At 71.0% G+C, this 11,564-nt stretch carries 15 protein-coding genes; 9 read left to right on the forward strand and 6 right to left on the reverse strand.

All coding sequences use genetic code 11. From position 1 onward, the window contains the following. Positions 1 to 50: 50 nt before the first annotated feature. Entirely contained in the window at positions 51 to 767 is a 717-nt protein-coding gene (ndgR, locus tag AB8Z36_RS02265; protein WP_010984119.1) for an IclR family transcriptional regulator NdgR, read from the reverse strand. A 180-nt stretch (positions 768 to 947) separates the two neighbouring features. Here ndgR and leuC point away from each other — a divergent pair, with 180 nt between their 5' ends. The 4 genes from leuC (at position 948) to AB8Z36_RS02285 (ending at position 4,328) form a co-directional block, all read left to right on the forward strand. Next, positions 948 to 2,372, forward strand: a complete 1,425-nt coding sequence (leuC, locus tag AB8Z36_RS02270) for a 3-isopropylmalate dehydratase large subunit (RefSeq protein ID WP_369211460.1) — start codon at positions 948 to 950, stop codon at positions 2,370 to 2,372. A 5-nt stretch (positions 2,373 to 2,377) separates the two neighbouring features. Next, a complete protein-coding gene (gene leuD / locus AB8Z36_RS02275; RefSeq protein ID WP_369211461.1) occupies positions 2,378 to 2,971 on the forward strand; it encodes a 3-isopropylmalate dehydratase small subunit in 594 nt (197 codons plus the stop codon). 238 nt (positions 2,972 to 3,209) lie between these two features. Further along, positions 3,210 to 3,446: a hypothetical protein gene (locus AB8Z36_RS02280; RefSeq protein ID WP_369211462.1), complete on the forward strand. Its 237-nt coding sequence runs from the start codon at positions 3,210 to 3,212 to the stop codon at positions 3,444 to 3,446. A gap of 162 nt (positions 3,447 to 3,608) precedes the next feature. Further along, positions 3,609 to 4,328 (forward strand): HU family DNA-binding protein, encoded by a 720-nt coding sequence (locus tag AB8Z36_RS02285; RefSeq protein ID WP_369211463.1) that lies wholly within the window; start codon positions 3,609 to 3,611, stop codon positions 4,326 to 4,328. A 150-nt stretch (positions 4,329 to 4,478) separates the two neighbouring features. Here the strand turns inward: AB8Z36_RS02285 and AB8Z36_RS02290 are convergent, their stop codons facing one another. Both AB8Z36_RS02290 and cofC read right to left on the reverse strand, forming a co-directional pair. Continuing rightward, entirely contained in the window at positions 4,479 to 4,682 is a 204-nt protein-coding gene (locus AB8Z36_RS02290; RefSeq protein ID WP_369211464.1) for a hypothetical protein, read from the reverse strand. 38 nt (positions 4,683 to 4,720) lie between these two features. Next, positions 4,721 to 5,356 carry a 2-phospho-L-lactate guanylyltransferase gene (gene cofC / locus AB8Z36_RS02295; RefSeq protein WP_369211465.1) on the reverse strand — a complete coding sequence of 212 codons (636 nt, stop codon included), beginning with the start codon at positions 5,354 to 5,356 and terminating at the stop codon, positions 4,721 to 4,723. A gap of 182 nt (positions 5,357 to 5,538) precedes the next feature. Here cofC and AB8Z36_RS02300 point away from each other — a divergent pair, with 182 nt between their 5' ends. The 3 genes from AB8Z36_RS02300 to AB8Z36_RS02310 are packed head-to-tail and all read left to right on the forward strand — an operon-like array spanning position 5,539 to position 8,584. Next, positions 5,539 to 6,321 carry a lysophospholipid acyltransferase family protein gene (locus AB8Z36_RS02300; protein WP_369211466.1) on the forward strand — a complete coding sequence of 261 codons (783 nt, stop codon included), beginning with the start codon at positions 5,539 to 5,541 and terminating at the stop codon, positions 6,319 to 6,321. Next, positions 6,318 to 7,355, forward strand: a complete 1,038-nt coding sequence (locus AB8Z36_RS02305) for an NAD(P)H-dependent glycerol-3-phosphate dehydrogenase (RefSeq protein WP_369211467.1) — start codon at positions 6,318 to 6,320, stop codon at positions 7,353 to 7,355. Before AB8Z36_RS02300 ends, AB8Z36_RS02305 begins: the two co-directional genes overlap by 4 nt. Positions 7,356 to 7,402: 47 nt before the next feature. Continuing rightward, positions 7,403 to 8,584 (forward strand): D-alanine--D-alanine ligase family protein, encoded by a 1,182-nt coding sequence (locus tag AB8Z36_RS02310; protein WP_369211468.1) that lies wholly within the window; start codon positions 7,403 to 7,405, stop codon positions 8,582 to 8,584. Positions 8,585 to 8,602: 18 nt separating this feature from the next. Here the strand turns inward: AB8Z36_RS02310 and AB8Z36_RS02315 are convergent, their stop codons facing one another. After that, complete coding sequence (locus tag AB8Z36_RS02315) at positions 8,603 to 9,100, reverse strand: DUF3515 domain-containing protein (protein ID WP_440581838.1); 498 nt, start codon at positions 9,098 to 9,100, stop codon at positions 8,603 to 8,605. Between the two features lie 20 nt (positions 9,101 to 9,120). Continuing rightward, positions 9,121 to 9,354 (reverse strand): Lrp/AsnC family transcriptional regulator, encoded by a 234-nt coding sequence (locus AB8Z36_RS02320; RefSeq protein WP_016642988.1) that lies wholly within the window; start codon positions 9,352 to 9,354, stop codon positions 9,121 to 9,123. A gap of 207 nt (positions 9,355 to 9,561) precedes the next feature. Here AB8Z36_RS02320 and AB8Z36_RS02325 point away from each other — a divergent pair, with 207 nt between their 5' ends. Both AB8Z36_RS02325 and thiD read left to right on the forward strand, forming a co-directional pair. Beyond that, entirely contained in the window at positions 9,562 to 10,530 is a 969-nt protein-coding gene (locus AB8Z36_RS02325; RefSeq protein ID WP_369211469.1) for a thiamine-phosphate kinase, read from the forward strand. After that, positions 10,527 to 11,315 (forward strand): bifunctional hydroxymethylpyrimidine kinase/phosphomethylpyrimidine kinase, encoded by a 789-nt coding sequence (gene thiD / locus AB8Z36_RS02330; protein WP_369211470.1) that lies wholly within the window; start codon positions 10,527 to 10,529, stop codon positions 11,313 to 11,315. The genes AB8Z36_RS02325 and thiD overlap by 4 nt, the downstream gene beginning before the upstream one ends. Positions 11,316 to 11,438: 123 nt before the next feature. Here the strand turns inward: thiD and AB8Z36_RS02335 are convergent. Next, positions 11,439 to 11,564: large ribosomal subunit protein bL28 (locus AB8Z36_RS02335; protein WP_369211473.1), on the reverse strand; the 126-nt coding region annotated here is incomplete at its 5' end.

The raw sequence follows: 11,564 nt of genomic DNA on the forward strand, positions 1-11,564 counted from the left end.
CGTACGTCAGTGCGGGCGTACGCCGGACCGGGTGCGTCGGGCCGGGTGGGTCAGCCCGTGCGGCGCAGGGCCTCCGACAGCCGTCCCGCGGCGTCGATGACCGCCTGGGCGTGCATCCGGCCGGGGTGCCGGGTCAGGCGCTCGATCGGTCCGGACACCGAGACGGCGGCGACCACGCGGTTGGACGGGCCGCGTACGGGCGCCGAGACGGAGGCGACGCCCGGCTCCCGCTCGCCGATCGACTGGGCCCAGCCCCTGCGGCGCACGCCCGAGAGGGCCGTGGCCGTGAAGCGGGCGCCCTGGAGGCCGCGGTGCAGGCGCTCCGGCTCCTCCCAGGCCATGAGGATCTGCGCGGACGAGCCCGCCTTCATGGTCAGCGTCGAGCCGACGGGGACGGTGTCCCGCAGGCCGGACAGCCGCTCGGCGGCGGCCACGCAGATGCGCATGTCGCCCTGGCGGCGGTAGAGCTGCGCGCTCTCGCCCGTGACGTCCCGCAGGTGGGTGAGGACGGGGCCCGCCGTGGCGAGCAGCCGGTCCTCGCCCGCCGCCGCCGCGAGCTCCGCGAGGCGGGGGCCGAGGATGAAACGGCCCTGCATGTCCCGCGCCACCATCCGGTGGTGTTCCAGTGCCACGGCCAGTCGGTGGGCCGTGGGTCGTGCGAGCCCGGTGGCCGCGACCAACCCCGCGAGGGTGGCCGGGCCGGACTCCAGGGCGCTCAAGACAAGAGCCGCCTTGTCGAGAACGCCGACGCCGCTAGAGTTGTCCATGCGTCGATACTCGCGTCTCACTCTGTGAAACGCAAGTTCAATTTCTCGCGAGACACGCCACTCTGTACGGACGATCCGCGGACCAACGGATCGACGGTCGACGTGCGGTACGAGGGGTGCGCGCGTCGGCGACCACATTCTCTAGTTGGGCCGGCGACGCCGCCGGTCGGAGGGAAAGCGATGGGTAGGACACTCGCGGAGAAGGTCTGGGACGACCACGTCGTCCGGCGCGCCGAGGGCGAGCCCGACCTCCTCTTCATCGATCTGCACCTGCTGCACGAGGTGACCAGCCCCCAGGCCTTCGACGGCCTCCGCCAGGCGGGCCGCCAGGTGCGGCGGCTCGACCTCACCATCGCGACCGAGGATCACAACACTCCGACCCTCGACATCGACAAGCCCATCGCCGACCCGGTCTCCCGGGCCCAGCTGGAGACGCTGCGCAAGAACTGCGCGGACTTCGGCGTCCGGCTGCACCCGCTGGGCGACGTCGAGCAGGGCGTCGTCCACGTGGTGGGACCGCAGCTGGGACTGACCCAGCCGGGCACCACCGTGGTCTGCGGCGACTCGCACACCTCCACCCACGGCGCCTTCGGCGCGCTGGCGTTCGGCATCGGCACCTCGCAGGTCGAGCACGTGCTGGCCACCCAGACGCTGCCGATGGCCCGCCCCAAGACCATGGCCATCACCGTCGACGGCGAGCTGCCCGACGGCGTCACCGCCAAGGACCTCATCCTCGCCATCATCGCGAGGATCGGCACCGGCGGCGGCCAGGGCTACGTCCTGGAGTACCGCGGCCCGGCCATCGAGAAACTCTCGATGGAGGCCCGCATGACCATCTGCAACATGTCCATCGAGGCGGGCGCGAGGGCCGGGATGATCGCCCCCGACCGGACCACCTTCGACTACCTCCAGGGCCGCGACCACGCCCCGAAGGGCGAGGACTGGGACGCCGCCGTCGCGTACTGGAAGACCCTGCGCACCGACGAGGACGCCGTCTTCGACGCGGAGGTCTACATTGACGCCACCGAGCTGGCGCCGTTCGTCACCTGGGGCACCAACCCGGGCCAGGGCGCGCCGCTGTCGGCGAACGTCCCCGACCCGGCTTCGTACGAGGACGCCTCGGAGCGGTACGCCGCCGAAAAGGCCCTGGAGTACATGGGCTTGACCGCCGGGCAGGCGCTGCGGGACATCAGGGTCGACACCGTCTTCGTGGGCTCCTGCACCAATGGCCGTATCGAGGACCTGCGCGCGGCGGCCTCGATCGTCGAGGGCCGCAAGGTCGCCGACGGCGTACGGATGCTGGTCGTCCCCGGTTCGGTCCGGGTCGCCCTCCAGGCCGTCGAGGAGGGCCTGGACAAGGTCTTCACCGCCGCGGGCGCCGAGTGGCGGCACGCGGGCTGCTCGATGTGCCTCGGCATGAACCCCGACCAACTGGCCCCCGGGGAGCGCTCGGCGTCCACGTCCAACCGCAACTTCGAGGGCAGGCAGGGCAAGGGCGGGCGCACCCACCTGGTCTCGCCGCAGGTCGCCGCGGCCACCGCGGTCACCGGCCACCTGGCATCGCCCGCCGACCTGTCCGACGCCCCCGTGACCGCCGGAGTCTGAGAGCCATGGAAGCATTCACCAAGCACACCGGCCGGGCCGTGCCGCTGCGCCGCAGCAACGTCGACACCGACCAGATCATCCCCGCCCACTGGCTGAAGAAGGTCACCAGGGACGGCTTCGAGGACGGCCTCTTCGAGGCCTGGCGCAAGGACCCGGAGTTCGTGCTGAACAAGCCCGACCGCCAGGGGGCCACCGTCCTGGTCGCGGGGCCGGACTTCGGCACCGGGTCCTCGCGCGAGCACGCCGTCTGGGCGCTGCAGAACTTCGGCTTCAAGGCCGTCATCTCCTCCCGCTTCGCGGACATCTTCCGGGGCAACTCGCTGAAGAACGGCCTGCTCACCGTGGTGCTCGACCAGCAGGTCGTGGACGCGCTCTGGGAGCTGACGGAGAGCGACCCGCAGGCCGAGATCACGGTCGACCTGGAGGACCGCCAGGTCCGCGCGGCGGGCATCACCGCCGACTTCGACCTCGACGAGAACGCCCGCTGGCGGCTCCTGAACGGCCTGGACGACATCAGCATCACGCTCAGGAACGAGCAGGACATCGCCGCGTACGAGAGCGGGCGCCCCTCGTACAAGCCCCGGACCGTTCAGGTCTGACACTCCGCAACACCCTGACGTACCCCCAATCGTGGACGGTTGGGGGTACTTCTGTGTGTGCCCCCTGAGCTGGGGCGGATGGCCTGAACGGGTGGTCTCAACTCCCTTGTCCATCAGGGAAGAAGAGGCTTGAAATCCCCTTGTACTCGGCCGGACCGGGTACCCTCGAATCGGCGGCCGGCGGCGGCAGTTACCCCCTGCGGAGGCGACAACTCGCCCCAGATGGCACAATCGGTGCATGGGACGTGACGACCAACTCGAGCTCTACGGGCTCGTCGCGGACCGACTGAAGGAAGCGCACGCAAGAGTGCGCGCACTGCAAGTCCCGGAGGGCGTACGGATGGCGCTGACCCGGAAGCTGCTGGTCATTACGGCCGCGGCCAAACACGATCTCGCCGATGCGGCAAGGCGTCTGGAGCGATTGATGGCGTCCCTCGACGAAGCGGACGAGGGCCGATTCCCGGAAGACGTCTGAGTGGCAAGCCTCAACGGACCTTCGAGGAACTCCGAGATGGGCCAGTTCGTTGCGGCACAAGGGTGATTAGCCCGTTTCGTGTTTGATTTGCGGTATATATCTGCCTAACGTGCGAAAAAGCCGGAGTATTTCGCTCCCGGCAATGTCTCCGAAGGGGAAGACGTGAACAAGGCGCAGCTCGTAGAAGCGATTGCCGACAAGGTCGGGGGCCGTCAGCAGGCCGCCGACGCCGTGGACGCGGTCCTGGACGCCGTCGTCCGCGCCGTGGTCAGCGGGGACCGTGTTTCGGTCACCGGCTTCGGCTCGTTCGAGAAGGTCGACCGTCCGGCCCGTTACGCCCGCAACCCGCAGACCGGGGAGCGCGTGCGGGTCAAGAAGACCTCGGTTCCGCGTTTCCGCGCCGGTCAGGGCTTCAAGGACCTGGTGAGCGGTTCGAAGAAGCTCCCGAAGAACGATGTCGCGGTCAAGAAGGCGCCCAAGGGCAGCCTGACCGGCGGCGCTTCGGCGACGGTCAAGAAGGCCGCGGCCAAGAAGGCGACGACCGCCAAGAAGGCCACCGCCAAGAAGACCGCGTCGACGTCGGCGGCGACGACGGCGGCGACCACGAAGAAGGCCGCCGCGAAGAAGGCCACGCCCGCCAAGAAGACCACGGCGACGGCGAAGAAGGCCGCGGCCAAGAAGGCCACGCCCGCCAAGAAGGCGACCACCGCCAAGACGGCCGCGGCGAAGAAGACCACCGCCAAGAAGGCCACGCCCGCCGCCAAGAAGGCCACGGCGAAGAAGACCGCCCCGGCGACCAAGGCCACCGCCAAGAAGGCGCCCGCCAAGAAGTCCACGGCGCGCAAGACGACCGCCAAGAAGGCCACCGCCCGCAAGAAGTAGGGCACAGGGCACTCACGCGCCGGGCCGGGCTCCCACGGGGGAGCCCGGCCCGCGTCGTTCCCCGTTCGGCCGTACGGGGGTTCGCCATCTCCGCGCAACCGCTCCGGGGCCCGCGCTCAGCACGTCCGAAGCGTCAGGACGTCTGGAGCGTCAGAACGTCTGAAGCGTCACCAGGGTGATCCGGCGCCCCTCGCCCTCGCCCTCGGCCTCGATGCGCACCCGCTGGCCGGGCCGCAGCAGCCGCAGCCCGCCCGCGTCGAACGCGGGGGCCCCGAAGGCCACCGGGGTGCCGTCGTCGAGCAGCACACTGCCGCTGCGGGTCTCGGAGTCGTACGTGTACGCGGTCGCCTGCATGGAGGCAGCGTACTCAGTCGGACTCCCGCGGGCCGGGTTCAGTCGGCGATGAGCAGCCGGGCGGCGGCCTCGGCGGTGCGCGGGCCCACGCCCAGCGCGAGAGCGGCCCGCAGATCCTCGCCGGTGTCCACGTCCCGGCGCACGGAATCGACGCCTTCCACGGTGATTTCCGCGGCCCCCGACGCCGAGTGCCTGGCGCGCGAGTCCGCACCGAATGCGGGAGACAATTCCGATCCCGTCGACGCGGTCAGGAGTGTCGTGCCGATTCCTGCGGAATCCGGCAGGAATGCGCGGGGAAAAAGAGCGGCGGAGTCGAGTACCCGCGCCAATTCCATCGGCCGCAGGGCGGGCAGATCCGCGTTCAGGGCCGCGACGGCCGCTTCGGGGCGGTGCGCGCGGACCGCTTCGCTGCCATAGCGCAGCGCGGCGTTGAGACCCTCTCCCGGCGCGTCGGGGACGACCCTGGCCCCCAGCGCCGAGAGCTCGCGCCGCGCCAGGGCGTCGTCCGTGACGACCGCCACATCGCGCACCGCGGGACAGGCCACGGCGGCGGCCACGGTGTCCTGGGCGAAGGCGAGCGCGAGGCCGGGGCGCAGACCGTCACCGGCGGTGGCGGCCAGCCTGCTCTTGGCGCGCGCCAGCGGTTTCAGGGGTATGACCAGGGTCCACTGCACGGGCGCTCCGTCCTTGTCGTCGCGCCCATTGTGACCTGCCCGCGGCCCCGGTCACCGGGCACCGGAAAGGGGTGGCGCGGGGGCGGTGGCGGCAGACGGGTGGGCGTACGGTGTTCTCGACAGACCGGCAGCCTGGGGCGACACTTGTGCGGCCGAACAGGTTCATGAAGGAAGGTGCCCGCGTGTCCCGCCGCAGAATCGGCTTCTGGTACCGCCTTGCGGCGGTCATCGCAAAACCGCCGCTGGTGGTTCTGTTCAAGCGGGACTGGCGTGGAATGGAGCACATTCCGGCCGACGACGGATTCATCACGGCGGTGAATCACAACTCGTATATCGACCCGCTGTCGTACGCACACTTCCAGTACAACACCGGACGGGTGCCGCGTTTCCTGGCCAAGGACGGCCTTTTCAAGGGCGGCTTCGTCGCCAAGGTCATGAAGGGCACGGGCCAGATCCCGGTCTACCGCGAGACCACCAACGCGCTCGACGCCTTCCGGGCCGCCGTCGATGCCATCGAGCGCGGCGAGTGCGTCGCCTTCTACCCCGAGGGCACCCTGACCAGGGACCCCGACGTATGGCCGATGACGGCCAAGTCCGGTGCCGCGCGGGTCGCGCTCAAGACCCGCTGCCCGGTGATCCCCGTCGCCCAGTGGGGCGCCAACCTCGCCCTGCCGCCGTACAGCAAGAAGCTCGCCCTCTTCCCGCGCAAGACCCTCCAGGTGAAGGCCGGACCGCCCGTCGACCTGTCGCGCTTCTACGACAAGGAGCCGACGCCCGAGGTGCTCCGCGAGGCGACCGAGGCCATCATGGCCGCGATCACCGAACTCCTGGAGGAGGTCAGGGGCGAGAAGGCCCCCGGAACGCCGTACGACCCGCGCAGGGCGCGGCTGGAACAACGACGCAAGGCAGCGGGCCGCGGCGTCGCGCAGGGCACCGCCGAAAGCACCCCGGAGGACAGCAAGTGACGCACCACGAGCACACCGGACCGACGGCACGACCTGTGAAGGCCGCCGTCTTCGGAACGGGCTCCTGGGGCACGGCCTTCGGCATGGTGCTCGCCGACGCGGGATGCGACGTCACCCTGTGGGGCCGCAGGCCCGAACTGGCCGAGGCCGTCAACTCCACCCGGCGCAACCCCGACTACCTCCCGGACGTCGAGCTCCCCGAGAACCTCCGCGCGACCGCCGACCCGGCCGAGGCCGCCGCGGACGCCGACTTCACCGTCCTCGCGGTGCCCTCCCAGACGCTGCGCGAGAACCTCGCCGCCTGGTCGCCGCTCCTCGCCCCCGAGACCGTCCTCGTCTCCCTGATGAAGGGCGTCGAACTGGGCTCGGCCATGCGGATGAGCGAGGTCGTCGAGGACGTGACGAAGGTGCCCGCCGAGCGCGTCGCCGTCGTCACCGGACCGAACCTGGCCCGCGAGATCGCCGCCAGGCAGCCCGCCGCCGCCGTGGTCGCCTGCCGGGACGAGGCCGTCGCCCAGCGCCTCCAGAGGGCCTGCCACACGCCGTACTTCCGCCCGTACACCAACACCGACGTGGTCGGCTGCGAGCTCGGCGGTGCCGTCAAGAACGTCATCGGGCTCGCCGTGGGCATCGCGGACGGGATGGGCCTCGGCGACAACACCAAGGGCTCGCTCATCACGCGCGGCCTCGCCGAGACCACCCGGCTCGGGCTCGCGATGGGCGCCGACCCGCTGACCTTCTCCGGGCTCGCGGGCCTCGGCGACCTGGTGGCGACCTGCTCCTCGCCGCTCTCGCGCAACCACACCTTCGGCACCAACCTGGGCAAGGGCATGACCCTCCAGGAGACGATCGCGGTCACCAGGCAGACCGCCGAGGGCGTCAAGTCGTGCGAGTCGGTGCTCGATCTGGCCCGCAGGCACGGCGTCGACATGCCGATCACGGAGACCGTCGTGGGCATCGTGCACGAGGGCACGCCCCCGCTGGTGGCCCTGAAGGAGCTGATGTCGCGCAGCGCGAAGCCCGAGCGCCGCTGACGGCCACGACTGACTCCTGAAGGGTCAGCAGGTACTCTCAAGCCGATATGAGCAGCGAGAACCTCCCCCAGAGCCCTGAGCAGCGCCCCGAGTCGAGCTCTGAGCGGTCGCACCGCAAGCCGCGCGTGGCCGTCGTCTTCGGCGGCCGCAGTTCGGAGCACGGCATCTCCGTCGTCACGGCCGGCGCCGTGCTGCGCGCGATCGACCGCACCAAGTACGACGTCCTGCCCATCGGCATCACCACGGACGGCCGCTGGGCGCTGACCGCGGACGAGCCCGAGCGGATGGCCATCGCCGACCGCAGGATGCCGAACGTCGCCGAGCTCGCGGACTCCGTCGAGGGCGGCGTCGTGCTGCCGCTCGACCCCGGCAGCCGCGAAGTCGTCTACAGCGAGCCCGGCTCCGTGCCCAAGGCCCTCGGCGAGGTCGACGTCGTCTTCCCGATGCTGCACGGTCCCTACGGAGAGGACGGCACGCTCCAGGGGCTGCTCGAACTCTCCGGAGTGCCCTATGTGGGCTCCGGTGTCCTCGCCTCGGCCGTCGGCCAGGACAAGGACTACATGAAGCGGGTGTTCACCTCCTTCGGCCTCGACGTCGGCCCGTACCTGACGATCCGCCCCCGCGAGTGGCGGCAGGACGAGGCGGGCGCCCGGCAGCGCATCGCGGACTTCGCGGGCGAGCACGGCTGGCCGCTGTTCATCAAGCCCGCGCGCGCGGGCTCCTCGATCGGCATCACCAAGGTGGACTCCTTCGAGGGCCTGGACGAGGCGATCGCCGAGGCCCAGCGCCACGACCCCAAGATCCTCGTCGAGGCGCTGCTGCGCGGCAGGGAGATCGAGTGCGGCGTCCTGGAGTTCGAGGACGGCCCCCGGGCGAGCGTCCCCGCCGAGATCCCGCCGGTCCAGACGCACGCGTACTACGACTTCGAGGCGAAGTACATCGACTCGACGCCCGGCATCGTGCCCGCCCCGCTGACGGCCGAGGAGACCGCCGAGATCCAGCGCCTGGCCGTCGACGCCTTCGAGGCCGCCTCCTGCGAGGGCCTGGTGCGCGCGGACTTCTTCCTCACCGAGGACGGCCGCTTCGTCATCAACGAGATCAACACCATGCCGGGCTTCACGCCCATCTCGATGTACCCGCAGATGTGGGAGAAGAGCGGCGTCGGCTACGCGGAGCTGGTCGACCGCCTCATCCAGTCGGCGCTGAACCGCTCCACCGGGCTGCGCTAGGACCCGGTCCTGCCGGGCTCAGGCGATGCCCTTGGGGACGGTCTTCTTGATGGGCTCCGCGAAATCCGTCAGCGGGCCGAGACCGTCCCCCGTGCGCTCCTCGGGCAGCGTCACCTCGACGTAGGCGAGACGCGCCCCCGTGGTGAACGTGTACGACCCGTCGTCGTGCTTCTGGAGCAGCCAGGCGACGTCGTTGACCCTGACGCTGTTCTTCTTCGCGTACTCGGGATCGATCATCTCGGGGGGCCGCTCGACACCGCAGCGCAGTATGATCGCCGGGTCTCCCCACCCGGCGGTCAGCTCCGACGCAGGCCCGGGGTCGGTCCGCTTCAGGCCATCGACCTTCTCCGGGAGCTGTCCGTGCAGGTCACGGCAGAGTCCCGCGGCCTTCGCGGCCGGGGAAGGAACCACCACCGACGCCTTGTCGTCCGAAGATGAGCAGGCCGCCGTCGTGATCAGCAGCGCGAGGGCGGACGTTCCTGTGAGGCAGCGGCGCCGGAGTCGGGGGATGTTCACCGGGCCAGGGTAGACGGGGGCTACAAGTGCACGACCGGGCAGGTCAGGGTACGGGTGATGCCGTCCACTTGCTGGACCTTGGCGACCACCATGCGGCCGAGTTCGTCCACCGTGTCCGCCTGGGCCCGCACGATGACATCGTAGGGGCCGGTCACGTCCTCGGCCTGGATCACTCCCGGGATCTTGCCGATCAGCTCGGCGACGGTCGACGCCTTGCCGACCTCAGTTTGGATCAGGATGTACGCCTGTACCACGGAACCTCCAGGGCGACCACGAGGATCATGTGGGGAGAAGGGACGCCACGGTACCGCGTCGCCGCTCGCCGCGGGGAGACCCGGGCGGGCTGTGGCGCACATCGTGGTGGACGCGGAGCAGAAAACAACGGTCACCTCGACCGTACCGACGACGCAGACGGCTCGCGACCGCAAGCCGAGCAGTGTGAAAGGGCATGGTGAGACTCGGTGAAGGGAACCGTGGGCGAGTTGGGGGAGTTCGGGCTCATCAGGGAGCTCACCTCGCGGCTCACCTCCACCCCGGCCGTGCGGATCGGCCCCGGCGACGACGCCGCGGTCGTGTCCGCTCCGGACCGCAGGGTCGTGGCGAGCACCGACATCCTCCTCGAAGGACGGCACTTCCGCCGCGACTGGTCCACCGCGTACGACGTCGGCCGCAAGGCCGCCGCGCAGAACCTCGCCGACATCGCCGCCATGGGCGCCGTGCCGACCGCGCTCCTGCTCGGCCTCGTCGTCCCCGCCGAACTGCCCGCGAGCTGGCCCACCGAGCTGATGGACGGGCTCAGGGACGAGTGCCAGGTCGCCGGAGCCGCCGTCGTGGGCGGCGACGTCGTGCGCGGCGACACGATCACCGTCGCGATCACCGCCCTCGGCGACCTGCGCAACCACGAGGCCGTGACGCGCGGCGGCGCGCAGCCCGGCGATGTCGTGGCCGTCACCGGCTGGTTGGGCTGGTCGGCGGCGGGCCACGCGGTGCTCTCCCGCGGCTTCCGCTCGCCGCGCGCCTTCGTGGAGGCCCACCGCAGGCCCGAGCCGCCGTACCACGCGGGCCCCGCGGCCGCCGGGCTCGGCGCGACCTCCATGACGGATGTCAGCGACGGCCTGATCGCCGACCTCGGCCACATCGCCGAGGCGAGCAAGGTGCGCATCGACATCCGCTCCGGCGACGTCGACGTGCCCTCCCAGATGAACGACATCGGCCAGGCCGTCGGCGTCGACCCGCTCCAGTGGGTGCTCAACGGCGGCGAGGACCACGCCATCGTGGCGACCTTCCCCGCCGACGTGAAGCTGCCCGCCCGCTGGAAGGTCATCGGCGAGGTCCTCAACCCCTCCGCGCTGCCCCAGGTGACCGTGGACGGGGCGCCCTGGACCAGCAAGGGCTGGGACCACTTCGGGGACAACGGAGACGCCGAATGAGCGCGCCGCCCCGCGTCCTGACCGTCGCGGGCTCCGACTCGGGCGGCGGCGCGGGCATCCAGGCCGACCTGAAGACGATGCTGGCCCTCGGCACGCACGGCATGAGCGTCGTCACGGCCGTCACCGCGCAGAACTCACTGGGCGTGCAGGGCTTCTGGGAGCTTCCGGCCGATGCGGTGCGCGCCCAGTACCGCAGCGTCGTCGACGACATCGGCGTAGGAGCCGTGAAGACCGGCATGCTCGCCTCGGCCGAACTGGTCGAGACGGTCGCCGACTTGCTCGCGGGTACGGACGCGCCCGCCGTGGTCGACCCGGTCGGCGTCTCCAAGCACGGCGACTCGCTGCTCGCGGCGTCGGCCCTGGACTCCGTGCGCACGAAGCTGCTGCCCGCGGCCACGGTCGCGACGCCCAACCTCGACGAGGTCGCCCAGCTTACCGGCGTCCGGGTCACCTCCGAGGACGGACTGCGGCGCGCGGCCGCCGCCGTCCTCGCGTACGGGCCCAGGTGGGTGCTGATCAAGGGCGGCCATCTGGCGGGCGACGCCGTGGACCTGCTGACGGACGGCTCCGAGGAGCTTCTGCTGCGCGCCCCGCGCCACGACAACCGGCACACCCACGGCACCGGCTGCACGCTGGCCAGCGCGATCGCGGCGGGGCTCGCCAAGGGGGACGACGTCCCGACGGCCGTCACGGCGGCCAAGGAGTACGTGACCGGGGCGATCGCCGCGGGGTTCGCGCTCGGCGGCGGGATCGGCCCGGTGGATCACGGCTGGCGCTTCAGGTAGGCGCACTCCCGGGCGGCGCGAGGGGGACGGCAGACGACGCGAGGGGGGACGGCATACGAAAAAGCCGGCCCCCCTGACGGGGAACCGGCTGATTCAGCAACCAGCTAGGTGGCCGCGCTGACGTCAGCGCGAGACCTTGCCGGCCTTGATGCACGAGGTGCAGGCGTTGAGGCGCTTCGGCGTCCCGCTCACCACGGCACGCACACGCTGGATGTTCGGGTTCCAGCGACGGGGCGTACGGCGGTGCGA

The organism is Streptomyces flavofungini, assembly GCF_041028215.1.
GTDB lineage: Bacteria > Actinomycetota > Actinomycetes > Streptomycetales > Streptomycetaceae > Streptomyces > Streptomyces flavofungini_B.

Excerpts from the sequence above, each read along its gene's own strand:
- ndgR (WP_010984119.1), bottom strand. The coding sequence starts at position 767 with ATGGACAACTCTAGCGGCGTCGGCGTTCTCGACAAGGCGGCTCTTGTC.
- leuC (WP_369211460.1), top strand. The coding sequence starts at position 948 with ATGGGTAGGACACTCGCGGAGAAGGTCTGGGACGACCACGTCGTCCGG.
- leuD (WP_369211461.1), top strand. The coding sequence starts at position 2,378 with ATGGAAGCATTCACCAAGCACACCGGCCGGGCCGTGCCGCTGCGCCGC.
- AB8Z36_RS02280 (WP_369211462.1), top strand. The coding sequence starts at position 3,210 with ATGGGACGTGACGACCAACTCGAGCTCTACGGGCTCGTCGCGGACCGA.
- AB8Z36_RS02290 (WP_369211464.1), bottom strand. The coding sequence starts at position 4,682 with ATGCAGGCGACCGCGTACACGTACGACTCCGAGACCCGCAGCGGCAGT.
- AB8Z36_RS02310 (WP_369211468.1), top strand. The coding sequence starts at position 7,403 with ATGAGCAGCGAGAACCTCCCCCAGAGCCCTGAGCAGCGCCCCGAGTCG.
- thiD (WP_369211470.1), top strand. The coding sequence starts at position 10,527 with ATGAGCGCGCCGCCCCGCGTCCTGACCGTCGCGGGCTCCGACTCGGGC.